Source organism: Uliginosibacterium sp. 31-12 (assembly GCF_030548425.1).
GTDB lineage: Bacteria > Pseudomonadota > Gammaproteobacteria > Burkholderiales > Rhodocyclaceae > Uliginosibacterium > Uliginosibacterium aquaticum.
Genome location: NZ_JAUOOA010000004.1, coordinates 83,394 through 106,223 on the forward strand (window position 1 = coordinate 83,394; position 22,830 = coordinate 106,223).

The 22,830-nt window shown below is 62.7% G+C and carries 22 protein-coding genes; 7 read left to right on the forward strand and 15 right to left on the reverse strand.

The features are described 5' to 3' along the window. Positions 1-29: 29 nt before the first annotated feature. The 13 genes from Q3Y64_RS09335 to Q3Y64_RS09395 all read right to left on the reverse strand — a co-directional run bounded on the left by Q3Y64_RS09335 (position 30) and on the right by Q3Y64_RS09395 (position 14,178). The gene (locus Q3Y64_RS09335) at positions 30-863 is read right to left on the reverse strand and encodes an aldo/keto reductase (RefSeq protein ID WP_101940404.1); all 834 of its coding nucleotides are present in this window, start codon (positions 861-863) and stop codon (positions 30-32) included. Then, positions 860-2,140, reverse strand: a complete 1,281-nt coding sequence (locus Q3Y64_RS09340; protein ID WP_303561249.1) for a glycerate kinase — start codon at positions 2,138-2,140, stop codon at positions 860-862. Before Q3Y64_RS09340 ends, Q3Y64_RS09335 begins: the two co-directional genes overlap by 4 nt. A gap of 17 nt (positions 2,141-2,157) precedes the next feature. Next, complete coding sequence (glxR, locus tag Q3Y64_RS09345) at positions 2,158-3,048, reverse strand: 2-hydroxy-3-oxopropionate reductase (RefSeq protein WP_303561251.1); 891 nt, start codon at positions 3,046-3,048, stop codon at positions 2,158-2,160. A 33-nt stretch (positions 3,049-3,081) separates the two neighbouring features. Next, positions 3,082-3,864, reverse strand: coding sequence for a 2-dehydro-3-deoxyglucarate aldolase (garL, locus tag Q3Y64_RS09350; protein ID WP_254048161.1), 783 nt, complete (start codon positions 3,862-3,864; stop codon positions 3,082-3,084). A gap of 10 nt (positions 3,865-3,874) precedes the next feature. Next, the gene (gene gudD / locus Q3Y64_RS09355) at positions 3,875-5,215 is read right to left on the reverse strand and encodes a glucarate dehydratase (protein ID WP_303561254.1); all 1,341 of its coding nucleotides are present in this window, start codon (positions 5,213-5,215) and stop codon (positions 3,875-3,877) included. Positions 5,216-5,298: 83 nt separating this feature from the next. Continuing rightward, the gene (locus Q3Y64_RS09360; RefSeq protein WP_303561257.1) at positions 5,299-6,699 is read right to left on the reverse strand and encodes an MFS transporter; all 1,401 of its coding nucleotides are present in this window, start codon (positions 6,697-6,699) and stop codon (positions 5,299-5,301) included. A 179-nt stretch (positions 6,700-6,878) separates the two neighbouring features. Continuing rightward, on the reverse strand, positions 6,879-7,859 hold the full coding sequence (locus Q3Y64_RS09365; protein ID WP_303561259.1) for a LysR family transcriptional regulator: 981 nt from the start codon (positions 7,857-7,859) through the stop codon (positions 6,879-6,881). Positions 7,860-7,883: 24 nt separating this feature from the next. After that, complete coding sequence (locus Q3Y64_RS09370; protein ID WP_303561261.1) at positions 7,884-9,392, reverse strand: tripartite tricarboxylate transporter permease; 1,509 nt, start codon at positions 9,390-9,392, stop codon at positions 7,884-7,886. 13 nt (positions 9,393-9,405) lie between these two features. Then, on the reverse strand, positions 9,406-9,882 hold the full coding sequence (locus Q3Y64_RS09375; RefSeq protein ID WP_303561263.1) for a tripartite tricarboxylate transporter TctB family protein: 477 nt from the start codon (positions 9,880-9,882) through the stop codon (positions 9,406-9,408). A 75-nt stretch (positions 9,883-9,957) separates the two neighbouring features. Further along, the gene (locus Q3Y64_RS09380) at positions 9,958-10,929 is read right to left on the reverse strand and encodes a tripartite tricarboxylate transporter substrate binding protein (RefSeq protein WP_303561265.1); all 972 of its coding nucleotides are present in this window, start codon (positions 10,927-10,929) and stop codon (positions 9,958-9,960) included. A 139-nt stretch (positions 10,930-11,068) separates the two neighbouring features. Next, positions 11,069-11,959 carry a 2-hydroxy-3-oxopropionate reductase gene (gene glxR / locus Q3Y64_RS09385; protein ID WP_303561267.1) on the reverse strand — a complete coding sequence of 297 codons (891 nt, stop codon included), beginning with the start codon at positions 11,957-11,959 and terminating at the stop codon, positions 11,069-11,071. Between the two features lie 38 nt (positions 11,960-11,997). Continuing rightward, a complete protein-coding gene (gene garL / locus Q3Y64_RS09390) occupies positions 11,998-12,777 on the reverse strand; it encodes a 2-dehydro-3-deoxyglucarate aldolase (RefSeq protein ID WP_303561269.1) in 780 nt (259 codons plus the stop codon). Positions 12,778-12,789: 12 nt separating this feature from the next. After that, on the reverse strand, positions 12,790-14,178 hold the full coding sequence (locus tag Q3Y64_RS09395; RefSeq protein ID WP_303561271.1) for an enolase C-terminal domain-like protein: 1,389 nt from the start codon (positions 14,176-14,178) through the stop codon (positions 12,790-12,792). Positions 14,179-14,339: 161 nt separating this feature from the next. Between Q3Y64_RS09395 and Q3Y64_RS09400 the strand changes: the two genes are divergently transcribed. The 5 genes from Q3Y64_RS09400 to Q3Y64_RS09420 all read left to right on the forward strand — a co-directional run bounded on the left by Q3Y64_RS09400 (position 14,340) and on the right by Q3Y64_RS09420 (position 19,295). Beyond that, on the forward strand, positions 14,340-15,095 hold the full coding sequence (locus Q3Y64_RS09400; RefSeq protein ID WP_303561273.1) for a FadR/GntR family transcriptional regulator: 756 nt from the start codon (positions 14,340-14,342) through the stop codon (positions 15,093-15,095). Between the two features lie 64 nt (positions 15,096-15,159). Next, positions 15,160-16,023, forward strand: coding sequence for a DMT family transporter (locus tag Q3Y64_RS09405; protein ID WP_101940416.1), 864 nt, complete (start codon positions 15,160-15,162; stop codon positions 16,021-16,023). Positions 16,024-16,341: 318 nt separating this feature from the next. After that, positions 16,342-16,629: a co-chaperone GroES gene (gene groES / locus Q3Y64_RS09410; protein WP_101940417.1), complete on the forward strand. Its 288-nt coding sequence runs from the start codon at positions 16,342-16,344 to the stop codon at positions 16,627-16,629. Positions 16,630-16,731: 102 nt separating this feature from the next. After that, positions 16,732-18,375, forward strand: coding sequence for a chaperonin GroEL (gene groL / locus Q3Y64_RS09415; RefSeq protein WP_101940418.1), 1,644 nt, complete (start codon positions 16,732-16,734; stop codon positions 18,373-18,375). Positions 18,376-18,614: 239 nt separating this feature from the next. Next, positions 18,615-19,295: an HNH endonuclease gene (locus tag Q3Y64_RS09420; protein WP_303561280.1), complete on the forward strand. Its 681-nt coding sequence runs from the start codon at positions 18,615-18,617 to the stop codon at positions 19,293-19,295. 105 nt (positions 19,296-19,400) lie between these two features. Here the strand turns inward: Q3Y64_RS09420 and Q3Y64_RS09425 are convergent, their stop codons facing one another. Continuing rightward, the gene (locus Q3Y64_RS09425; RefSeq protein ID WP_170023196.1) at positions 19,401-20,027 is read right to left on the reverse strand and encodes a DUF4241 domain-containing protein; all 627 of its coding nucleotides are present in this window, start codon (positions 20,025-20,027) and stop codon (positions 19,401-19,403) included. Between the two features lie 661 nt (positions 20,028-20,688). Between Q3Y64_RS09425 and Q3Y64_RS09430 the strand changes: the two genes are divergently transcribed. Together Q3Y64_RS09430 and Q3Y64_RS09435 are read left to right on the forward strand one after the other, a co-directional pair. Beyond that, positions 20,689-21,195 (forward strand): hypothetical protein, encoded by a 507-nt coding sequence (locus Q3Y64_RS09430; RefSeq protein WP_303561283.1) that lies wholly within the window; start codon positions 20,689-20,691, stop codon positions 21,193-21,195. Positions 21,196-21,324: 129 nt separating this feature from the next. Continuing rightward, entirely contained in the window at positions 21,325-21,936 is a 612-nt protein-coding gene (locus Q3Y64_RS09435) for a LysE family translocator (RefSeq protein ID WP_303561284.1), read from the forward strand. A gap of 19 nt (positions 21,937-21,955) precedes the next feature. Here Q3Y64_RS09435 and Q3Y64_RS09440 read toward each other — a convergent pair whose 3' ends face one another. Next, positions 21,956-22,735, reverse strand: a complete 780-nt coding sequence (locus tag Q3Y64_RS09440; RefSeq protein WP_303561286.1) for an ABC transporter substrate-binding protein — start codon at positions 22,733-22,735, stop codon at positions 21,956-21,958. Between the last annotated feature and the right edge of the window lie 95 nt (positions 22,736-22,830).

Genomic DNA, 22,830 nt, shown 5'->3' on the forward strand with positions numbered 1-22,830 from the left:
CCCTGTTTTACGCCTGAAGCAAGCCTGCATCAGAGCATTTCGAGCGGCGTGGCCGCTGCGGGAGGTGGAAAAAAAATGTTCAGGGCGGCGCGCGTGGCGGCATCCAGTTCAAGTGACAGGGCGGCGGCATTTTCGAGTACGCGTGGCGGGCTCGAGGCCTTCGGAATGATGATGCATTGCTCGTTACCGAGCAGCCAGGCCAGCGCGAGCTGAGCCGGAGTGACGTTCAGGGAGGCAGCGATGCGGCCGAGGCCCGGATCGTGCAGCAGGCGCGACTGCTCCAGCGGCGAGTAGGCCATCAGCGGAATGCCGTGCGCACGGCACCAGGGCTGCAGATCCCATTCGATGCCGCGCCGGCCAAGGTTGTAGAGCACCTGATTGCACACCGGGAGCTTGCCGTGAGAGGCCTTCAGCACATCGTCGATACCGAGCGCGGTGAAATTGCTCAGGCCCCAGTAACGGATCTTGCCTTCACGTTGCAGGCGCTCGAAGGCTTCCAGGGTTTCGTCCAGCGCGATGGAGCCGGGCCAGTGCAGCAGATAGGCGTCGAGCCGGTCGGTCCCGAGACGCTTCAGGCTGGCTTCGCAGGCGCTGATCATGCTGCGGTGCCCGGCGTTGAAGGGATAAACCTTGCTGACCAGGAAGACGCCGTCGCGCCGACCCCGGATGGCTTCGCCGACGAGGCGTTCCGATTCACCATCGCCATACATCTCGGCAGTGTCGATCAGGCTCAGCCCCGCATCCAGCCCGGCCTGCAGAGCCGCCAGCTCGCGCGCCCGGTTGGCGCGCACTTCACCCATCATCCAGCTGCCCATACCAAGTGCGGGCACTGCTTCGCCGCCAGGCAGGGTCACGGTTTTCATGCCTGTGGCTCCTCAATCAGGATGGCGCGGAAGTCATTCACATTGGTCAGGGTTGGGCCAGTCACCACCGCGTTGCCGAGTGCGCCGAAGAAGCCATGGCCGTCGTTATTGGCGAGGCTGTCCTTGGGGCGGATGCCCTGCTCCCAGGCGCGTTGCAGGGTGTCCGGGGCGAGATAGGCTCCGGCGATTTCTTCGACGCCATCGACACCGTCGGTATCGCCAGCCAGCGCATGCACGCCGGCGGCGCCGTCGAGCGCAATGCCCAGCGACAGCAGGAATTCCACGTTGCGCCCGCCACGCCCCTGGCCACGCAGGGTGACCGTGGTTTCACCGCCCGAGAGCAGCACGCAGGGGGTGCGGAAAGGCTGGCCATGCTGGACGACCTGCAGCGCCACGCCAGCCATGACCTTGCCCACATCGCGCGCCTCGCCTTCGATGCTGTCGCCGAGGATGTAAGGCGTCACGCCGGCATCCAGTGCCACTTTGGCCGCGGCTTCGAGGGCCATCTGCGGCGTGGCGATGAGGTGCGTCTCGCAATATTCGAGACGCGGATCGAGCGGTTTGATGGATTCAGCCGCCGGGCTGGCGAGCACTTCGAGCACGTTCGCCGGCAGCGCGATGCCATAGCGACGCACGATGGCCAGCGCGTCTTCGCAGGTGGTGATATCCGCCACGGTGGGGCCGGAGGCGATGTCGCAGGGCTTGTCGCCCGGCACATCGGAAATCAGCAGGGTCACGACCTTGGCCGGATGGCAGGCGGCGGCGAGGCGTCCGCCCTTGATCGCGGAGAGGTGGCGGCGCACGCAGTTCATCTCGCTAATCGAGGCCCCCGAGGCCAGCAGCGCGCGATTCACGGCCTGCTTGTCGGCCAGCGTGAGGCCCGGCAGGGGCAGCGGCAGCAAGGACGAGCCACCGCCCGAGATCAGGCACAGCACGGTGTCGTCCGCCGTGAGGCCGCTGACCAGATCCAGGATGCGCTGCGCGGCCGTGAGGCCGGCTTCATCCGGCACCGGATGGGCGGCTTCGACGATCTCGATCTGCTGGCAGGGCACGGCGTAACCGTAGCGGGTGACGACCAGGCCTTCGAGCTTGCCCGGCCAGGCCGCTTCCACCGCAGCGGCCATCGCGGCCGAGGCCTTGCCGGCCCCGATCACGATCAGCCGCCCGCGCGGCGCTTCCGGCAGGAAGGCGGGAATGCAGTGAGCGGGCTGCGCGGCCTCGATGGCAGCGAGGAACATGTCCCGCAGGAGACTTTCGGCAGAACGCTGGCTGCTCATGTGCATCCCCTTTCCGCTCAGGCCTTCTGGCCGACTTCGAAGTTGGCCATGATCTCCAGCGCGCGCACCAGCGCCGAGTGATCCCAGGCCGCGCCGCCGTGCGCTGCGCAGGTGTTGAACATTTCCTGGCAGGTGGCCGTGTTGGGCAGGGCCACGCCGAGCTTGCGGGCCGAAGTGAGGGCAAGGTTCAGATCCTTCTGGTGCAGCTCGATGCGGAAGCCCGGGTTGAAGGTGCGCTTGATCATGCGTTCGCCATGCACTTCGAGGATCTTCGAGGAGGCGAAGCCGCCCATCAGCGCCTGACGCACCCGCGCCGGATCGGCACCGGCCTTGGAGGCAAACAGCAGCGCCTCGCCCACGGCCTGGATGTTCATCGCCACGATCATCTGGTTGGCCACCTTGGCGGTCTGCCCGTCGCCATTGCCGCCGACCAGGGTGATGTTCTTGCCCATCAGCTCGAACAGCGGCTTCACAGTTTCAAACGTGGCCTCGCTGCCGCCGACCATGATGGAGAGCGTGGCGGCTTCGGCGCCGACCTGACCGCCGGAAACCGGTGCGTCCAGATACTCACAGCCCAGCGCGCGGATCTTCGCGGCGAATTCCTTGGTCTCGATCGGCGAGATCGAGCTCATGTCCACCACGATCTTGCCGGCGGTGAGGCCCGCGGCAATGCCGTGCTCGTCGAACAGGGCTGCGGCTACGTGCGGCGTATCCGGCACCATGATGAAAATGATGTCGGAATGCTGCGCAACCTCTTTGGCGGAGGCATACACCTTGCCGCCCGCCTCGGTCAGCGCCGGGGCCACCGGGCCGATGGTGAACAGCGCCAGCTCATGGCCGCCCTTGATGAGATTGGCCGCCATCGGCGTGCCCATGATGCCCAGTCCAACAAAACCCAGCTTGCTCATATTTGCTTCTCCTGAAAAATGAATGATGTCTGTTCAAGCGCCGGCATAGCGGTCGCGCAGTGTCTGGCTGCCGGCGCGCAGCAAGCCGATGTCGCTGCCCACCGCGACCATCGTGATGCCCATCTCGATATAGCGGCGCGCATCGGCCTCCACCGGAGCAAGGATGCCCACGGCCACCCCGTGCTTCTTGCCGGCGGCCACGACAGTCGCGATGGCTGCCTGCACCTCGGGGTGCCCCGGATCGCCGAGGTAGCCGTAACCGGCAGCCAGATCCGAGGGGCCGATGAACAGCACATCCACGCCCGGCACGGCGCAGATCGCCTCAATGTCGGCCACGGCCGAGCGTGTTTCGATCTGCACGGCGACCACGATGTTGTGGTTCACCACCTTCTGGTAGTCCGGCACCGTGCCGTAGCGGTTACTGCGCGTGGCGACCGATACGCCACGGATGCCTTCGGGCGGGTAGCGCGTGGCGGCCACGGCGGCGGTGGCCTGCTGCGCGTTCTCGACGAAGGGCACGAGGAAGTTGTAGAAGCCGGCATCGAGCAGACGCTTGATCTGCACCGGATCATTCGACTGTGGCCGCACGACCGGCGCACTTGCGCTGTCCTTGAGGGCCATCAGCTGCATGACCAGATTCTGCATGTCGTTCGGCGCGTGTTCAGCGTCGAGCAGCATCCAGTCGAAGCCGGCCAGGCCGATGACTTCAACCGAGAAAGGACTGGTCAGCTGTTGCCAGCAGCCGATCAGCTTTTCGCCCTCTTGCAGGCGGCGTTTGAAACTGTTGGGGATGGGGGTGTAGGCAGGGCTATTCATGCTCATGTCCTCAGCGCACCAGGCACGGGCGCTTGTTGTTGAAGGTCCAGCCCGGGATCAGGAATTGCATGGCGACCGCATCGTCGCGCGCGCCCAGGCCCATGTTTTTGTAGGCCTGATGGGCCTTCTCCACTTCGGCCATATCGATCTCGATGCCCAGGCCGGGTTTCTCCGGCACCTTGATGTAGCCGCCTTCGATTTTCAGCGGCTCCTTGGTCAGACGCTGGCCGTCCTGCCAGATCCAGTGCGTGTCGATGGCGGTGACCTTGCCCGGTGCAGCAGCGCCGACATGGGTGAACATGGCCAGTGAAATATCGAAGTGGTTGTTCGAATGCGAACCCCAGGTGAGGCCGAACATCTCGCACATCTGGGCGACGCGCACCGAACCCTGCATGGTCCAGAAGTGCGGGTCGGCGAGCGGGATATCCACGGACTGCAACTGGCAGGAGTGGGCCATCTGGCGCCAGTCGGTGGCGACCATGTTGGTGGCGGTCGGCAGGCCGGTGGCGCGGCGGAATTCGGCCATCACCTCGCGACCCGAATAACCGTTCTCGGCGCCGCAGGGGTCTTCAGCGTAAGCCAGGATGCCGTGCTTATCGCGGCACAGACGGATGGCTTCGGCCAGCGACCAGGCGCCGTTCGGATCCAGCGTGATGCGGGCTTCGGGGAAGCGCTCGTGCAGGGCAATGATGGCTTCCATTTCTTCTTCGCCAGAGAGCACGCCGCCCTTGAGCTTGAAGTCCTGAAAGCCATAGCGCTCGTGCGTGGCTTCGGCGAGGCGCACGATGGCTTCGGGAGTGAGCGCTTCTTCGTTGCGCAGGCGGAACCAGTCGTTGTCGGCGCCAGCTTCATCGCGGTAGCCGAGCGTGGTCTTGTTGCGGTCGCCGATGTAGAAGAGATAGCCCAGCATCTGCACGGCATCGCGCTGCTGGCCTTCGCCGAGGAGTGCCGCCACTGGCACGTTCATGAACTGCCCCAGCAGATCGAGGAAGGCCGACTCCACGGCCGTGACGGCGTGGATGGTGGTGCGCAGATCGAAGGTCTGCAGGCCGCGGCCGCCGGAATCGCGGTCGGCGAAGGTGCGGCGCATGGCATTCAGCACGGCGTTGTAGTCACCGAGGGTGCGGCCGATGATCAGCGGGCGGGCATCCTCGATGGTCTGGCGGATCTTCTCACCGCCGGGCACTTCACCCAGGCCGGTGTTGCCGGCGCTGTCCTTGAGAATCACGATGTTGCGGGTAAAGAAGGGGCCGTGGCCGCCGGAGAGGTTCAGCTCCATGCTGTCGCGGCCGGCGACGGGGATCACTTGCAGTTCGCGAATGACCGGAGTGCTGTGCGTTTGTGTGTTCATGGCGTTCTTTCCACAAGGAAGAAAATGAGGGGGAGGGTGCTTGGCGGCCCATCCATGCGGGCCGCCATGGCTGAGAGTCAGGTTCAGTTGCGGATCGATTTGCTCAGCGTCACGCGCTTGATGTCACCCACCACGAAGAGGTAGCAGGCGATCGCCAGGGCCGCGCAGGCCGCCACATACACCAGGGCGCCAGCGAAGGAGCCAGTGGCCTGCACGATGTAGCCGATCACGATCGGGGTGGTAATGCCGGCGGTGTTGCCGAAGGTGTTGAAGAGGCTGCCAGAGAGGCCGCCGGCCTCCTTCGGCGAGGTGTCGGACACCACGGCCCAGCCCAGTGCGCCCACGCCCTTGCCGAAGAAGGCCAGCGACATGATGGCGATGACGAGTGCATCTGTGGAGATGTAGTTGCAGGCGATCATGCTCATCGACATCAGCATGCCGAACACGATGGGCGTCTTGCGTGCCACCGACAGCGAACAGCCGCTGCGGGTGAGGCGGTCGGACAGCCAGCCGCCGAAGACGCCACCGAGGAAGCCGGCCACAGCCGGGAGCGAGGCCACGAAACCAGCCTTGAGGATGGTCATGTGGCGCTCGGTGACCAGATACACCGGGAACCAGGTCAGGAAGAAGTAGGTCAGCGTGGTGATGCAGTACTGGCCGATATACACGCCCAGCAGCATGCGGCTGGACAGCAGCTCCTTGATACAAGCCCAGGTATCGACCTGCGCGGCCTTCTTGGCTGCGCCCTGGCCGGCATCCAGATGCACCAGACCGCCGCCTTCCTCAATGTAGCTGAGCTCGCTCTTGCTGATGGAGGGGTGGGCCTTCGGGCTATGGATCATCTTGAGCCACAGCAGCGCGACCAGCAAGCCGAGGCTGCCCATCACGTAGAACACGCTTTCCCAGCCATGCTCATGCACCATCCAGCCCATGATCGGGGCGAATAGCACGGTGGCGAAATACTGCGCCGAGTTGAAGATGGCGGCCGCCAGCCCGCGCTCATGCGTCGGGAACCAGGCCGAGGTGATGCGGCTGTTGCCGGGGAAGGACGGCGCTTCAGCGGCGCCTACCAGCAAGCGCAGGCAGATCAGCGCTGCCACCGCAGCACCGCCGGTAAAGAAACCGATGGCGCCCTGCATCAGCGTGAACAGCGACCACAGGAAGATCGAGAAGAAGTAGGTGATCTTGGAGCCGAAGCGGTCGAGCAGCCAGCCGCCGGGCAGCTGGGCCAGCACGTAGGACCAGCCGAAAGCCGAGAAGATGTAGCCCATCTCCACCGGCGAGAGTTCGAATACGCGGCGGATTTCCGGGCCGGCGATCGAGATCGTGGCACGGTCGGCGTAGTTGATCGTGGTCACCAGGAAGAGCATCGCCAGGATGCCCCAGCGGGCCTTGGAATCCAGTTTCGGTGTGCTTGCCGCCGGGGCTTGGGCCGCAGGTACGGGGCCGTCCAGGGTGGCTGCTACGCTTTGGGTCTGAGTCATTGTCTCCTCCGGGAGTCAAACCTGCGGGCCGGAAATCGACCGCACAGGGCAGATGGGTATGAGACGAATCCTAGAGCTGGCTTATGCGTCCATCAAACCAATGAATGATTGAATTGATTCAGATTTTGTATCGTGACTAGGGTTTACGGCAGTTCTGGATAGGGTCGACAAGCGAGCGCTCACAGCATCAGCGGGGCCAGCACATCGCGCCGGAACAGCGTCAGCATGGGGTTGTCGTTATCGCGCCGGAACGACACCACGCGCCCCACCATCGGCCCCAACTCAGGCAGCTTGCGCAGCAATACGCCTTCCAGATGCAGGCCGCTGGCCGATTCGGGGATCAGGGCCACGCCTACGCCGGAGGCCACCAGTGCCAGCATCGTGTGGATCTGCCCCACATGCTCCACCACGCGCGGCACCACGCCGGCGCGATCAAAGCAGCCCACCAGCAGCTGGTGGAAATAGCGCGCCTCGTAGGGCGAATACATCAGGAAGTTGCGATCCTGCAGCAGCTTCAGCGCCACCTCGGCGGGCCATAGCGCGGCGTCCTGCTCGGGGATCGCCAGAAGCAGGGTTTCGCCGCCCAGGGCGTGAGTTTCCAGCTCGCCGTGGCCCGGGTGCGGGCGCAGCAGGCCCACATCCAGCTGGCCTGCGCTCAGGGCTTCAAGCTGGGCGGCACTCACCATCTCCTTGAGCGTGAGTGACACGCCGGGCGCACGCACCTTGAGGCGGCGCACCAGCTGCGGCAGCAGGTGATAGCCGAAGGCCGCCGTAAAACCGATGGCGAGCGAGCCTGCCTCGCCCTTGCCCACCCGCCGCGCCAGGGTGGCGGCCTCCTCGGCCATGCGCAGGATGCGTGAGGCTTCGGGGAAAAAGGCCTTGCCGGCGGCGGTGAGGCGCACCGAGCGGTTGCTGCGCTCGAGCAGCTGCGCGCCGACGCTGTGCTCCAGCAGACGGATCTGGCGGCTCAAGGGCGGCTGGGTCATGTTCAGGCGCTCGGCGGCGCGACTGAAGTGCAATTCTTCGGCGACGGCAACGAAGCAGCGGATCTGGCTCAACTCGAACATCATGTTCTCCGGCGCATCCTGACAAGACACAAAGCCCTTCGAAGCCTGCTTGAAGGGCGTATGACATTCAACGCAGCAGACCGGTGAGCGCATCACCGGTCTGCTGAGGGGGCTGGCTCAGGCCAGGCTGGCGGCGCGCTGCTTGCGCCGGGCAGCGTGGGTCTTGTAAATGTGCAGCACCACCGACGCGACTGCGACAGCCAGGAAGCCGGCCGAGATCGGCTCGGTCAGGAAGCCCATGAAGTTGCCATCCGAGAGCATCAGGCCGCGGCGCAGATTGGTCTCCGCCATCGGGCCGAGGATCAGGCCGATGATGAAGGGCGTCTGCGGGATCTTGCACTTCACGAAGGCGTAGCCGACCAGACCGAAGAACACGATGGTGCCCACGTCGAAGATGCGGTTGCCGAGGCCGAAGGCGCCCACCACGCACAGCACGAGGATGATCGGCAGCAGGATGTGCTTCGGGATCGCCAGCATCTTCACGAAAATGCGCACGCCGTAAAGCTCGCAGATCAGCATGAATACGGCAGAAACGATCATCGCGATGAAGATCGAATACACCAGCGGGCCTTGCGACATGAACAGCAACGGCCCCGGCTGGATGCCGTGGATCATGAAGCCGCCGAGCAACATGGCCGTCACCGTGTCACCCGGAATACCCAGGGTCAGCAGCGGGATCATGGCCCCGCCCACGGCCGAGCACGAAGCCGCTTCGGATGCCACGATGCCATCGATGCAGCCGGTGCCGAATTTCTCCGGGTTCTTCGACTGCTTCTTGGCCACCATGTAGGCCACGATGTTCGAGGTGCCCGAACCGATGCCGGGCAGGATGCCGATGCCGGTGCCGATCAGGATGGAGCGGATGCAGTTCCAGCCCTGCTCGAAGAACTCCTTGAGCGAGAAGCCGAAGCCCTTCAGCTTGACCACCTGGATCTGGGCATGCTGCTCGCTCTTCACCTCTTCGGCGACCTTGATGATCTCGGAGATCGCGAACAGGCCGATCAGCACGGGCAGGATGTCGAAGCCGCTATTGAGCTCGGTCTGGCCAAAGGTAAAGCGGGTGATGGCATCCACCGGGGCGATGCCGACGGTCGAGAACATGAAGCCTAAGGCGCCGGAAAAGACGCCCTTGACCATCGAGCCGGTGGAAAGTGTGATGATCAGCGTGAGCGAGAAGATGGCGATCGAGAAGTACTCGTGCGGTCCGAAACTCAGGGCGATCTTGGCCAGCGTGGGCGCGATGAAGATCAGGGCCAGGATGGAGACGAAGGTACCGACGAAGGAATAGAAGATGCCGACGCCGAGCGCCTTGGCACCCTCACCCTTTTCCATCATCGGCCCACCATCGAAGGTGGTGGCTACCGAGGCGGGCGTACCCGGAATCTTCAGCAGGATGGCGGAGATCAGGCCGCCGGACACGCCGCCGATGTAGAGCCCCACCAGCAGCGCAATGCCGGAGGTGGCGCTCAGCGAATAGGTGATGGGCAGGAACAGCGCCACCGCCATGGTGGCGGTGAGGCCGGGGATGGCACCGAAGATGATGCCGACCACGGTACCGAAGAAGATGAGTCCGAGCACCTGGAAGGTGAAAACGATCTCGATGCCCTGCTGGAACAATGCAAGCATGGTGGGCCCCTTGTCAGTTGAGGAAGGCGCTCAGCACACCGACCGGCAGAAGCATGTCGAAGGCATAGCGGAAAGTGGCGTAGACAATGGCTGAGGTAAGCACCGCGATCAGCGCATATTTCGGCAGGCTGACCTGATGGTCGTTCGGCGTCAGCACGATGAACTGGGCGAACAGGTAGATCGCCGTGATCACCGGAAAGCCGAGCGGCTCAAGCAGGGCTGCATAGGCGATGATCAGGCCGAGGGTCTTCACGACGGTGCGGTAGTCCGCCTTGTCGTCGGCCTTGGCCGGGGCGTCGGTGCCGACCTTGCTGGCGTCCCACAGCTGGAAGCCGCCGAGCAGACACATCGTGATGGCCAGCACATAGGGCACGAAGGCCGCGTCGATGAACTGCTTGCGGGGCAACTGGCTGGTCATGTACAGATAGCCAAGGCCGATCAGCAGAAAGACGATGCCTACCGCGAATTCGCGTGTTCGGATGTTGCTCATGATGTTTTTCCTGGAGAAGGTTGAGAGCCGGGCGCCGAAGGGCGCGCGCCGTGGTGCGCGCCCCTCTCTGCAGGCTTACTTCTTCTGACGCAGCAGATCCTTGTACTGCATGTAATCGTCACGCACCGCGTTCAGCTCGGTGATCGCTTCCTTGGTCGGGTAGAAAGCCACGGGCTGCTTGAAGCCCTCTTCCAGGGCCTTGGCGTAGGCCGGATCCTTGGTGATCTGGGCCATCACGTCGGACATCTTCTTGATGATGGCCGGGTTGGTCCCCTTCGGGAACGCGACGATGTAGGGCTTCTCCATGTCGAACGTCATGCCCTGTTCGTTGAAGGTCTTGATCTCGCCGAGCAGCGGGTTGCGGGCCTTGTTGTACTGGCCAACCATGAACATGTCGCCGGTGGCCTGGTAATCCTTCACCGGGCCGTAGGAGATCGAGGCCAGATCGATGCGCCCGCCGAGCAACGAGGTGATCTTGTCGGAAGCCGAGCCGACGTCGACAAACTTCATCTGGATGCCGGCCTGCTTCTGGAAGATCAGGCCCTGCAGGTGCGAGTAGCCGCCCAGCTCGGTGCCGTAGATCACCGAGTTCGGTGCGGCCTTGGCCTTGGCGACGATGTCCTTCACTTCCTTCAGGGCGGACTTCTTGCCGGCGGCCAGCACCACGCTCTTGTCGACCGCGGCGATACAGGAAATGTCGAACTTGGCGTCGAACTTGTCGTTGGTCAGGCCCGAGACTTCATTGACGATCAGGTGACCGGTGTGGGCGAACAAGATGGTGTTGCCATCCGGCGCCGCGCCGGCCACCTGGGACATGGCAATCGTGCCGCCGCCGCCGTTCACGTTGGTGACGATCATCGTCTTGCCGGTGATCTTCTCGAAGTAACGTGCCATCTGGCGGGCGTTGAAGTCCGTGTCGCCACCGGCGCCGGCCGGCACGATGATCTGCACAGGGCGCGTCGGCCACGCAACATCTGCGGCCCGGGCGAAAGTGGAGCCGATGACAAGCGTCATGGCCGCGAGCGTGAAACCGATTGCCTTCTTCATGATCAAGAGTCCTCCTGGAGTGTGGGTCCGGCGCTGACCTGGAGGGGTGCAACGCCATCGGGTAAAGCCGTGCTGCGTTCTGGCTGCTCTGTTAAGCGACCCGCCCGGGCTGCAGGGGGCGGAGCCGGGGGTTCGTGGTTCAGGATTTCTGGCCGACTTCAAAATTGGCCATGATCTCCAGCGCGCGCACCAGCGCCGAGTGATCCCAGGCCGCGCCGCCGTGCGCTGCGCAGGTGTTGAACATTTCCTGGCAGGTGGCCGTGTTGGGCAGGGCCACGCCGAGCTTGCGGGCCGAAGTGAGGGCAAGGTTCAGATCCTTCTGGTGCAGCTCGATGCGGAAGCCCGGGTTGAAGGTGCGCTTGATCATGCGTTCGCCATGCACTTCGAGGATCTTCGAGGAGGCGAAGCCGCCCATCAGCGCCTGACGCACCCGCGCCGGATCGGCACCGGCCTTGGAGGCAAACAGCAGCGCCTCGCCCACGGCCTGGATGTTCATCGCCACGATCATCTGGTTGGCCACCTTGGCGGTCTGCCCGTCGCCATTGCCGCCGACCAGGGTGATGTTCTTGCCCATCAGCTCGAACAGCGGCTTCACAGTTTCAAACGTGGCCTCGCTGCCGCCGACCATGATGGAGAGCGTGGCGGCTTCGGCGCCGACCTGACCGCCGGAAACCGGTGCGTCCAGATACTCACAGCCCAGCGCGCGGATCTTCGCGGCGAATTCCTTGGTCTCGATCGGCGAGATCGAGCTCATGTCCACCACGATCTTGCCGGCGGTGAGGCCCGCGGCAATGCCGTGCTCGTCGAACAGGGCTGCGGCTACGTGCGGCGTATCCGGCACCATGATGAAAATGATGTCGGAATGCTGCGCAACCTCTTTGGCGGAGGCATACACCTTGCCGCCCGCCTCGGTCAGCGCCGGGGCCACCGGGCCGATGGTGAACAGCGCCAGCTCATGGCCGCCCTTGATGAGATTGGCCGCCATCGGCGTGCCCATGATGCCCAGCCCTACGAAACCCAGCTTGCTCATTGCGAAACTCCTTGTGCGAATGGGTGATGGCGTGTCGTTCAGAGGTATTTGTCGCGCAGGGCCTGCGTGCCGCTGCGGAATACGCCCAGGTCGCTGCCCACAGCGACGAAAGTGGCGCCCATCTCAAGATAGCGACGCGCATCGGTTTCTGCCGGCGCCAGAATGCCGCTGGGCTTTCCGGCGGCCTTGGCCACAGCAAAGATGCGGGTGATAGCTGCCTGCACGGCGGGATCGGCCGCATTGCCCAGATGCCCCATGCCGGCGGCCAGATCGGAGGGGCCCACGAAGAGGCAGTCCACCCCCTCGACGGCGGCAATGGCTTCGATATTGCTCAGCGCCAGGGTGCTTTCGATCTGCACGATCACGCTGATGTTGTCGTTGATGATCTGCTGGTAATCCTTCACCGTGCCGTATCGGTTGCTGCGATGCGCCACCGATACGCCGCGCATGCCGGCACCGGGGTAGCGCGTGGCGGCTACGGCGCGGGCCGCGTCTTCGGCGCTCTCCACGAAGGGCACGAGGAAGTTGTAGAAGCCGATGTCGAGCAGGCGCTTGATCAGCACAGCGTCATTCGAGGCTGGGCGCACCACGGGCGCGCTGACACTGTCTTTCAGCGCCATCAGCTGCGGGATGAAGGAGAGCACGTCGTTCGGGGCGTGCTCGCCGTCGAGCAGGATCCAGTCGAAACCGGCGAGGCCCAGCACTTCGGTGCTGATCGGGCTGCCCAGTGCGCACCAGCAGCCGGTCAGCTTCTGGCCGGCGATGAGATTGCGGCGAAACTGGTTGGGAAAGGCGGAGTAGGGCTGTGCGGGGGTCATGAGCGAGTTTCCTCAGCGAACGAAACAGGGGCGCTTGGGGTCGTACTTCCAGCCGGGCTGCAGGTACTGCATGGCCATCGCGTCATCGCGCGCGCCGCTGCCGACTTTCTTGTAAAGCTCGTTGGCCTGAAGGATGCGATCCATGTCCGGCTCGATGCCGAGGCCCGGTTTCGCGGACACCTCGACGCAGCCCCCGACGATGCGCGGCGGCTCGGTAGTGAGGCGCTCGCGGCCTTCCTGCCAGATCCAGTGGGTGTCGATGGCGGTGATCTGGCCCGGCGCAGCTGCGGCGGCATGGGTGAACATGGCTAGTGACACATCGAAGTGGTTGTTCGAGTGCGAGCCCCAGATGAGGCCGAATTCGTCGCATATCTGGGCGACGCGCACCGAGCCCTGCATGGTCCAGAAATGCGGGTCGGCCAGCGGGATGTCGACCGAATCGAGCTTCAGCGAGTGGTTGAGCTGGCGCCAGTCGGTGGCGACCATATTGGTGGCCGTGCGGATGCCGGTGGCACGCTTGAACTCGGCCATGATCTCGCGCCCCGAGTAGCCGGCTTCCGGCCCACAGGGGTCTTCGGCATAGCTCAGCACATGGCCCTGCCCCTTGCACAGCGCGATGGCCTCATTCAGCGACCAGGCGCCGTTGGGGTCCAGGGTGACGCCGGCCTGCGGGAAGCGCTGCTTGATGGCGGCGATGGCAGCCATTTCTTCCTCGCCGCCCATCACGCCGCCCTTGAGCTTGAAGTCATTGAAGCCATAGTGCTCGGCCGAGGCTTCGGCCAGCCGCACGATGGATTCCGGCGTCATGGCCACTTCGTTGCGCAGCCGATACCACTCGCTCTTCGCTCCGCCATCGGCGAGGTAGGGCAGGTCGGTGCGCTGGCGCTCACCTATATAGAAGAGGTAGCTGAGCATGCGCACCGCATCGCGCTGCTTGCCCGTACCGAGCAGCTCGCACACCGGCACGCCCAGATGCTGGCCGAGCAGGTCCAGCAGGGCGGCTTCGACGGCGGTGATCACGTTGTCCATGCGCAGGTTGATTTCGTGCGGCTGCTTGAGCACGCGCGCCTCGGATTCCGAGGTGACCTGATGCACCGTGGCCTGGTGGGCGGTGTGGCCGCTCACGAAGCTGCGCCGGATGCTGTTGAGTACGCTGTTGTAGAGCCCGATCGGCTTGCCAAGCACCAGGCTGATCGAGCGCTCCAGCGCCTGGCGGATGCCTTCGCCGCCGGGTACCTCGCCAATGCCGGTGTGGCCGGCGTTGTCGCGCAGGATCACGAGGTTGCGCGTGAAATAGGGGCCGTGCGCGCCGCACAGGTTGAACAACATGCTGTCGTGCCCGGCGACCGGGATCACCCGCATTTCGGTCACGATCGGGGTGCTGCTGTGCGTTGCAATCATGCTGACCTCGGATCAGGGTTTTCGGCGAATGCCCTTATGAAACCTGGCAGGTGCCGCAGACTTCAGCTAGATATGTCGTATGTCGTCGTACGTCTTATCAGCCAGTATAATGAGCGCATGAATGTTTCCTATAAGCGTTGTCTCTGACTGCGGAAAACCCTATGAACAAAGCAGATGGCTCGCTGCTGCCAGCCCGCAAACGCGGCCCCAGCTTGGTCGAGACAGTCATGAACGACCTGGCGGGCAAGATCCGCAACGGTGTCTATCGGGCCGGCGCCAAGTTGCCGACTGAACCCGAAGTGATGGCCGAACATGGCGTGAGCCGCACTGTGGTGCGCGAAACCATGTCGCGCCTGCAGGCCGCCGGGCTGGTCGAGACGCGCCATGGGGTGGGCACCTTCGTGCTGGCCCAGCCAGTGGCTTCGCCGCTGCACATGGACAGCGCCACGGCCATGACCATCCGCGAACTGCTGGCCATGCTGGAACTGCGCATTAGCGTCGAAACCGAGGCGGCAGGTCTTGCTGCGCTGCGTCGCACGGATGCGCAGGTGGAGGAAATGCGTCAGGCCCTGCGCGAGTTCGACGACGAGCTCAGCAAAGGCGGCAGCTCGGTCGACGCAGACTTCAAGTTCCATCTGCTCGTGGCTCAGGCCACCGGCAACCCGTATTTCGAGAATTTCTACCGTCAGCTCGGCATCAATACGATTCCGCGTACGCGCCTGGACACCTCGGTGTTTTCCTCGGCGCCGGGGCAGAGTTATCTGCGCCGCTCCAACGAGGAGCACCTGAGCATCCTCGAAGCCATCGCCCGGCGTGATCCTGAAAACGCCCGGGCCGGCATGCGCTTGCACCTCTCCAACAGCCGCGAGCGGCTGCGCCTGGCCAGCGAAGAAGCCGAGCGCAGGAAAGAGGGCTGACAACAGCGCTTGTCATACGACGTCTTCTGGCGAAGAATGGCGCCTCCTTTCAGGGGATGCCGAGATGAACGCGCTGTGGATGCTGCTGACCTGCTTTCTGTTTGCCACCATGGGCGCCTGCGTAAAATCCGTTGGCAGCCATTTCAACATCGGCCAGATCGTGGGTGTACGTGGTCTGGTGCCGGCCCTGATCCTGGGCGCATGGGTGCTGTGGCAGCAGCGTTCGCTGTACTCGGTACACTGGAAAAGCCATCTGTACCGCTCCACCGCCGGCACCCTGTCGATGCTGCTGTACTTCCTGGCGATCACGCACCTGCCGCTGGCCACGGCAGTCACGCTTAACAACACCTCGGCGCTGTTTCTCGCGGGCATCCTGTCTTTCCGTCAGCCGCCACCGCGCGCGGTGTTTGGCGCGCTGGCGCTGGGTTTTGCCGGTGTGGTACTGGTGCTGCAGCCAAGCTTTGCCCAGGAACAGTGGGTGGGCGCAGCCTATGGCCTGGCGTCGGCCTTTCTGACCTGCGTAGCGCAGCTTAACCTGCGCGAGTTGGGGCGTGCCGGCGAGCCTGAATGGCGCACCGTGTGCATCTTTTCCCTGACTACGGCCCTGCTGGCCTTGCCCGTGGCGCTGTGGCTATCTTCTTCTGCCACGCAGGCGAGTGAGCTTGAGTGGGGCTACCTGATCGCCGTCGGACTGTGCGGCGGCCTCGGCCAGCTCACGTTGAGCCGGGCCTTCGGGCGCGGGCGGGCCATCGTCACGGCCAGCGTAGGCTATTCGACGGTGATCTTCTCCAGCCTCTACGGCACGCTGCTGTGGGGAGACCGGATTTCCCTGCTCTCCATCTTGGGCATCGCCATGATCATCGTCGCCAGCCTGATTAGTACCCACCCCGCTGTGTGGCGCGGACACAAGGCCGAACACGCAGACTGAGCCCGCTCGGGACGAGTACCTGCAAACCTCCAGCGGTGTCTGCACAGAAGGCGCCGTAACGCATCGCCAACCCCAGCAGAGGCTTGTCGGCAGCCCCTCTGCCAGCGGCTTTGGGCCGCCTTGGCTTACCCAAGCCGTTGGTGCGTAACAAAAATAGTTAACGGTCGTCCCTTGAAACCGCCCCACCCCGCCCCTATCATTAGCACTCGTCAGGGGAGAGTGCTAACAGCGCGGCGTCAGCCGCCCCGGCCCTCCCCGGGTTCCCCCGGGTGCCACGCACCCAAGATTTTTTAAATCAAACCCTTAACAGGAGTGGATATGAAGATTCGTCCCCTGCACGACCGCGTGGTCGTCAAGCGCGTTGAAGCCGAAGAAAAGACTTCTTCCGGCATCGTTCTGGCCAGCTCTGCCGTTGAAAAACCCGACATGGGTGAAGTGGTCTCCGTCGGCACCGGCAAGCTGCTGGATGACGGCTCCGTGCGCGCCCTGCAACTGAAGGCTGGCGACAAGGTCATCTTCGGCAAGTACAGCGGCCAGACCGTCAAGGTCGACGGCGAAGAACTGTTGGTGATGCGCGAAGAAGACATCTTCGGCGTCATCGAGTAAGGACTGGTTTCGCGCAACGAATGCGGGTCGGGCTAAAGGCTCCGCTCACGCAGCGCACCTCCTTTCATTCCACGAATTTTCTGAATATCACTGGAGCTATAAATGGCTGCTAAAGAAGTCAAGTTCGGCGATTCCGCTCGCGAACGCATGGTTGCTGGCGTTAACGTTCTCGCCAATGCCGTTAAAGTCACCCTCGGCCCGAAGGGTCGCAACGTGGTGCTGGAGCGCTCCTACGGCGCCCCGACCGTGACCAAGGATGGTGTCTCCGTCGCCAAGGAAATCGAACTGAAGGACAAGTTCGAGAACATGGGCGCCCAGATGGTCAAGGAAGTCGCTTCCAAGACCTCCGACATCGCCGGTGACGGCACCACCACCGCCACCGTGCTGGCCCAGGCCATCGTGCGCGAAGGCATGAAGTTCGTGGCCGCCGGCATGAACCCGATGGACCTGAAGCGCGGCATCGACAAGGCTGTTGCAGCCCTGATCGAAGAGCTGAAGAAGGTCTCCAAGCCCTGTTCCACCAGCAAGGAAATCGCTCAGGTCGGCTCCATCTCCGCCAACAGCGACGCTTCCATCGGCGAAATCATCGCTACCGCGATGGACAAGGTTGGCAAGGCTGGCGTGATCACCGTTGAAGACGGCAAGAGCCTGGACAACGAGCTGGACGTCGTCGAAGGTATGCAATTCGACCGCGGCTACCTGTCGCCCTACTTCATCAACAACCAGGATCGTCAGATCGCCACGATGGATAGCCCCTTCGTGCTGCTGTACGACAAGAAGGTTTCCAACATCCGTGACCTGCTGCCGGTTCTGGAGCAAGTCGCCAAGGCTGGCCGCCCGCTGCTGATCATCGCTGAAGACGTCGATGGCGAAGCGCTGGCCACCCTGGTGGTGAACAACATCCGTGGCATCCTGAAGACTGTTGCCGTCAAGGCTCCGGGCTTCGGCGATCGTCGCAAGGCCATGCTGGAAGACATCGCCATCCTGACCGGCGGTCAAGTGATCAGCGAAGAAGTTGGCCTGTCGCTCGAGAAGGCCACGCTGGCTGACCTCGGCCAAGCCAAGCGCATCGAAGTCGAGAAGGAAAACACCACCATCATCGACGGCGTGGGCAAGGCTGACGCCATCCAGGCGCGTGTCGCCCAGATCGAAGCACTGATCCAGGCTTCCACTTCCGACTACGACAAGGAAAAGCTGCAAGAGCGCAAGGCCAAGCTGGCCGGCGGTGTTGCTGTGATCAAGGTTGGCGCTGCCACCGAAGTCGAAATGAAGGAAAAGAAGGCTCGCGTTGAAGACGCCCTGCACGCTACCCGCGCTGCAGTGGAAGAAGGCATCGTGGCCGGCGGCGGCGTGGCCCTGCTGCGTGCCCGCTCGCAAATCGGCGCTGTGAAGGGTGACAACCCCGATCAGGAAGCCGGCATCAAGATCGTGCTGCGCGCGATCGAAGAGCCGCTGCGCCAGATCGTTCAGAACGCCGGTGACGAGCCCTCCGTGGTCGTCTCCAAGGTGCTGGAAGGCAAGGGCAACTTCGGCTTCAACGCTGCCAACGGCGTGTATGGCGACATGGTTGAAATGGGCGTGCTGGATCCGACCAAGGTCACCCGCACCGCACTGCAGAACGCTGCTTCCGTCGCATCCCTGATGCTCACCACCGACTGCATGATCGGCGAACTGGCTGAAGACAAGCCGGCCGGCGGCATGCCTGACATGGGCGGTATGGGTGGCATGGGCGGCATGGGCATGTGACCCCTCCGGCACGCGTGGAATCTACTGCGCGTGCCGATCTCGAAACTGTGGTGCTCAACGTACTATTCGTACGTTTCCGCTCCGCGTTTCGACCTCGGCCCGCTCGCTACGATTTCCCCGCGACCGGTGCGCGCTTTGCACCAAAGCCTCAAAGACAAAACCCCGCTTCGGCGGGGTTTTTGTTTTGGATGCTGATTTGCAGCAAAATTTGATGAAATCAAATCTAATTGCAGATTTACATGCCACGACTGAACTTTCTTCTGGACCAGATTCTTTGTCACCACAAAGAAATTTGGCTCTATCTACGCTCAACGGGTGATGGTTCTTCTGAAAGCTACGGGACATCCGAAATGTTTGCCGCTTTTCTTGGGAATGAAACCACATGTCATTTTTGCCGCCGTGCTACTGTTGACTTAACCAAGCATTTGGCATGTAGCCGAAGAGAAGGTCTGGGGTTTGTAGTTCTTGAAATTTCGTATGCCAAACAAGCTCAGCTTCGTAATGAGTGTGAAAAGGAAACGCGCCGGCGCAAAGCGCACCATAATCACAACCGTCGATCTGCACTGATTAAGGCGGGAGGAGTTAGTCATTCCAAATCAGAAATTTTTGAGCTTTACCAAGTACAGGATGGACGTTGCTATTACTGTTTTTCCGAGCTTATTGATAACGAAGGCAAGAAGTCTTTCAGTCGCGATCACGTAGAGCCTTTGGCCAGCGAAGGAACTGACTCTATCCTTAACATTGTGTTGGCTTGTAAAGCCTGTAATAGCAAAAAAGGTTGGGCTTCTGCAGGTAAGTTTGACAGGGCTATACGTCGATTAATGCCCCAAAACACAAAAGACTCTTTGAGACACCTTAGGGTAAGGGTGGCTCAATTTCGTCAAAAAATTAAGCGTGCGAGTGGTTCAGACGCAGGCTGAAGGTATGAATCTGGGGGATTGTCGGAGCCTAAATTCAGGCTACTCCGGTCCTCACGCTCCCCCCCACACAGCCTTGAATTCCAGCTTTTTTGCCCCTGCCAGCCCTCACTCCCAAGGCACCAGACCAAAATCAGTGATCGCAGCGATCAGCTTGCCGCGACTGTCGTAACCGAACCAGGTGGAATACACACCATCGCCATAGCCACTGGAGAACATGGCCACTGTTCCCTTGGCGGTTTCAAGCAGGTGCCAGCTGCGCGTGTGCTGGTAATGCTTGTCGAGTTCTTCGAACAAAGCATCGTCGAATTCCTCGCCCTCACGCTGGCGCCGCGCTTCGAATTCGCGCAAGGCGGCCAGATCCATGAATGCGCCGGTTCCGCTGTCCACGCCGTAGCCGAAGAATTCGCCCGGCTTGAGGCTGGCGCGATCCTGGCCGGCGGTGAGCGCCAGCTCCCAGGCCTCGATCCGCCCCGGGGCAAAGACGATTCGGGCGAAACCGATCCGCTCATCTTCCCCGTTGCGGGCTATCGCCAGTTGAAGCGGGAAACGCCCGGCGGGCACGGCTTGAGTGAAGGGGAGATCGCAACTGACCAACGGATCGCAGGCCACGAGCTGGCCGCTTTCAAGGCGGATTTCGCCAATGAGCTGAGGGCGGAACTGATAGCGCTGTTCATCCACGGCAATCATGAAACCATCCGTGAACGCCTCGTTGAAGATCGGACCCTTGTGCATTTGCACGCCGGCTTGCTGAGGCGGCGCCGGAGGGCTGCCGCAGGCGCTCAGTACCAGCCCCAGTACGCCACACAAGAATGCCCCCAGATGCGATAGCAAAGCCGTGGTACATGGCGGAGGCGACATACGACCCATCATGCGGTGTCCTTTCGGCGCCAGTGGCAGCAAGGGTTGAAGCCATCGATGCTAGCGAATGTCTTCACGCGCCAGCACGCACCGCGCCCTCTTGGGACATCACTCCGCAAAGCACACAGCTTGAAGCCGTACCCCCAGGCAAGACGGGGATTGGTCGCGCCGCTCACCAACGCAGCTGATCAGAACTGCAGCGCGCGCACCGGGCGGATTCCTGCCGCTTTACTCCGGCGCGATTTGACGCACGAGCGGAGGACGGCAGGTTCAGGCAGAGCGTTTCGCTCCGCGCAGGCCGGCTTTATTGATATACGTAAATGAACTCCAATCAGGAATCATTATCATTTACGGAGTCCTGTTCTTTCCTTGGGTTAGCCATTGGTGTGCACGGCATCCTGATCTGCCGCCAAATGCTTGTGCCGGCCGATTCCGGGGGGCTCCCACAACGGGGCAGCCGAGAACACGATCCATCGCGCCGGCCTCACTGCGAGCCGACAACACCCGACAAGCCCCTGATATTGATGGCCTGAAAATGACTGCAAAATTCATCGTCGCACTTGCGGCCTTCTACCACCTCATGGCAACCGTGGCGGCCATGATGGCGATTTTCCACTTCGCCCGCGTCTTGCGTGGAGAGGAAAGCAGCCACCCCGTCTGGCGGTACGTCTTCAACTGGGGCGAAGCTCATCTGTGGATCTCGGGCGCCATCCTGATCAGCGTCGGCATCTACCTGAACGGGCTGAGCGAATACCTGAACAATCCCAAGCTGTGGACCAAGGTGAGCCTCGTGCTGCTGTGGGGCTTGAACTCATGGGGAATCAGGAAAACCATCCAGACGGCTTCGGCGCTGCGCCGCAAGCTGATGTTCGGGATTTCAGCGGGCTGCCTGCTCTACGGCAGCTTCCTCGGTGTCGCCAAGCCCTTGGCCTACGGAGTGCTGCCTTTCCCGTGGTTTCTGGCCGGATTTCTTGCCACCATTGCAGCCTGCACCTACGGGGTCAGCCGGCTTTTCCCGCTACCCTCCACAGCAAACGTGTAGGACGACACGGAACACAGTGCAATCCGCCGCAAAGACAGCCGATAGGAGATTGAAATTGCCGGGGGCCATCCGCACCTGAGAGAGACGGCGTAGCATTCGGCAAGCCCTCGCGTTTCAAGAAACCTCTCCATGTCCCTCGACTCCCTGCTGTTCGTCCTGAGCATCCACGCGCTGGCGCTGATTTCACCGGGGCCGGACTTCGCGGTGGTCACGCGTCTTTCGATCGTCTCGGGACGGCAGACGGGGCTATGGGCCGCAGCCGGCGTAGCCAGTGCCATTGGTGTGTATGTCCTGATCTGTGCGCTGGGCTTATCGCTGGTGCTGGCAGCGCTGCCGGGGCTCTCCCGCCTGCTGGCCATCGTCGGGACGCTTTATCTGGGCTGGCTGGGCGTGCAGTGCCTGCGCTCGCGTGGCGCACTGCCCGAGGCTCAGGCCGCTCAAGCCGGCGGCCGTGCCTTCGTGACCGGCTTCCTGACCAACCTGTTGAATCCGAAAGCCATGCTCTATTTCGGCTCCATCCTCTCGCAGGTGCTGACGCCAGAGCTGGGGCACGCCGAAACCGCCCTGATCGGCATCCTGCTTGTGGGCGAATCCCTGCTCTGGTTCGGGCTGGTCGCGAGCCTGTTCTCCTCCCCTCAGGTGCTGAATTGGCTGCGCCACCGCATGGTCTGGTTCGAACGCTGTATCGGTGCGGTGCTGCTGGCCCTGGCCGCCAAGCTGGCCAGCTCCACCTTGCGTTGAAGGGCTGGTACCTGCCCGCTCAATCCAGATTGCGCACCAGGTACTGCACATTTCCGGCGAATTCCGGAGAAGTCCGTAGTTGCTGCAACTGCTTCCAGAAGTCCTTCACGAGCTGAGGTTTGCGACTCGCGTAAGCCTTGGAGAAGACGGTGTAAAAAGCCTCGCGCTCAAAGGGCTGCGGGTGCATTTCAATCAGGCTGCGCAGGCTGATGGTATGGCGAAGCATTTCGCTGCCGTCGATAGTCTCGATGACAGCGGCAGCAATCTCGCCACGCTCCAGGCGCTTGAAGAGTTCCACATAGGACGTGGACGTGCTATCCACTTTGATCCCCATGGCCAGCAGGGTTTGAGCCGCGAAATTGCCGCGCCGGACACCGACCACCCCGCTCACCTGCAGTTTCTTGCCGTCCCAGAGCAGCTTGTCCTGCTTGCGATGAAACAGGCTGACACTGTTGTTGTACATGCGCTGCTGGACATCGGCGGGTCCGCTGGCCGGGCCCGGATACACCATGCTGGTCAGCCGTTCCGGCAGGAAGACTATGCTGATCGCGCCATCCACGCGGCCTTGTTGCACCGCCTCGACACAGCCGGCGCCCGGCATCGGCAGCAGAACCAGCTTGATCTTCAGCGCCTTGGCCGCTTCGGTGGCCATGATCTGGCTGACTCCGGGCGTACGCTTAAGCAGCCAGGGAAAAGATTCGTCCTGGTTGTGACACAGCCGCAGGGATTCCTGCGCGGCGGCCGTCAGCGCAAAGAGGCTCAACCCTGCAAGAACGAAATACCTCGGGATGGGATGCATGATGATTCCGCAAAGAGAAACAGAGTCTCTTTCTTGACGGCGGGCCAGACCCGAAGTGAAGAGCCGCCGCCGGAGACTGCCCGGAAGGCCGGCGT

What these genes read in the sequence shown, in the direction of transcription:
- Q3Y64_RS09420 (WP_303561280.1), top strand. Translation starts at nt 18,615, where the DNA reads ATGCCACGACTGAACTTTCTTCTGGACCAGATTCTTTGTCACCACAAA.
- glxR (WP_303561251.1), bottom strand. Translation starts at nt 3,048, where the DNA reads ATGAGCAAGCTGGGTTTTGTTGGACTGGGCATCATGGGCACGCCGATG.
- Q3Y64_RS09360 (WP_303561257.1), bottom strand. Translation starts at nt 6,699, where the DNA reads ATGACTCAGACCCAAAGCGTAGCAGCCACCCTGGACGGCCCCGTACCT.
- groES (WP_101940417.1), top strand. Translation starts at nt 16,342, where the DNA reads ATGAAGATTCGTCCCCTGCACGACCGCGTGGTCGTCAAGCGCGTTGAA.
- Q3Y64_RS09375 (WP_303561263.1), bottom strand. Translation starts at nt 9,882, where the DNA reads ATGAGCAACATCCGAACACGCGAATTCGCGGTAGGCATCGTCTTTCTG.
- Q3Y64_RS09340 (WP_303561249.1), bottom strand. Translation starts at nt 2,140, where the DNA reads ATGAGCAGCCAGCGTTCTGCCGAAAGTCTCCTGCGGGACATGTTCCTC.
- Q3Y64_RS09400 (WP_303561273.1), top strand. Translation starts at nt 14,340, where the DNA reads ATGAACAAAGCAGATGGCTCGCTGCTGCCAGCCCGCAAACGCGGCCCC.
- garL (WP_303561269.1), bottom strand. Translation starts at nt 12,777, where the DNA reads ATGACCCCCGCACAGCCCTACTCCGCCTTTCCCAACCAGTTTCGCCGC.
- Q3Y64_RS09430 (WP_303561283.1), top strand. Translation starts at nt 20,689, where the DNA reads ATGACTGCAAAATTCATCGTCGCACTTGCGGCCTTCTACCACCTCATG.
- Q3Y64_RS09395 (WP_303561271.1), bottom strand. Translation starts at nt 14,178, where the DNA reads ATGATTGCAACGCACAGCAGCACCCCGATCGTGACCGAAATGCGGGTG.
- groL (WP_101940418.1), top strand. Translation starts at nt 16,732, where the DNA reads ATGGCTGCTAAAGAAGTCAAGTTCGGCGATTCCGCTCGCGAACGCATG.
- Q3Y64_RS09380 (WP_303561265.1), bottom strand. Translation starts at nt 10,929, where the DNA reads ATGAAGAAGGCAATCGGTTTCACGCTCGCGGCCATGACGCTTGTCATC.
- gudD (WP_303561254.1), bottom strand. Translation starts at nt 5,215, where the DNA reads ATGAACACACAAACGCACAGCACTCCGGTCATTCGCGAACTGCAAGTG.
- Q3Y64_RS09365 (WP_303561259.1), bottom strand. Translation starts at nt 7,859, where the DNA reads ATGCGCTCACCGGTCTGCTGCGTTGAATGTCATACGCCCTTCAAGCAG.
- Q3Y64_RS09435 (WP_303561284.1), top strand. Translation starts at nt 21,325, where the DNA reads ATGTCCCTCGACTCCCTGCTGTTCGTCCTGAGCATCCACGCGCTGGCG.
- Q3Y64_RS09335 (WP_101940404.1), bottom strand. Translation starts at nt 863, where the DNA reads ATGAAAACCGTGACCCTGCCTGGCGGCGAAGCAGTGCCCGCACTTGGT.
- Q3Y64_RS09440 (WP_303561286.1), bottom strand. Translation starts at nt 22,735, where the DNA reads ATGCATCCCATCCCGAGGTATTTCGTTCTTGCAGGGTTGAGCCTCTTT.
- glxR (WP_303561267.1), bottom strand. Translation starts at nt 11,959, where the DNA reads ATGAGCAAGCTGGGTTTCGTAGGGCTGGGCATCATGGGCACGCCGATG.
- Q3Y64_RS09370 (WP_303561261.1), bottom strand. Translation starts at nt 9,392, where the DNA reads ATGCTTGCATTGTTCCAGCAGGGCATCGAGATCGTTTTCACCTTCCAG.
- garL (WP_254048161.1), bottom strand. Translation starts at nt 3,864, where the DNA reads ATGAATAGCCCTGCCTACACCCCCATCCCCAACAGTTTCAAACGCCGC.
- Q3Y64_RS09425 (WP_170023196.1), bottom strand. Translation starts at nt 20,027, where the DNA reads ATGCACAAGGGTCCGATCTTCAACGAGGCGTTCACGGATGGTTTCATG.
- Q3Y64_RS09405 (WP_101940416.1), top strand. Translation starts at nt 15,160, where the DNA reads ATGAACGCGCTGTGGATGCTGCTGACCTGCTTTCTGTTTGCCACCATG.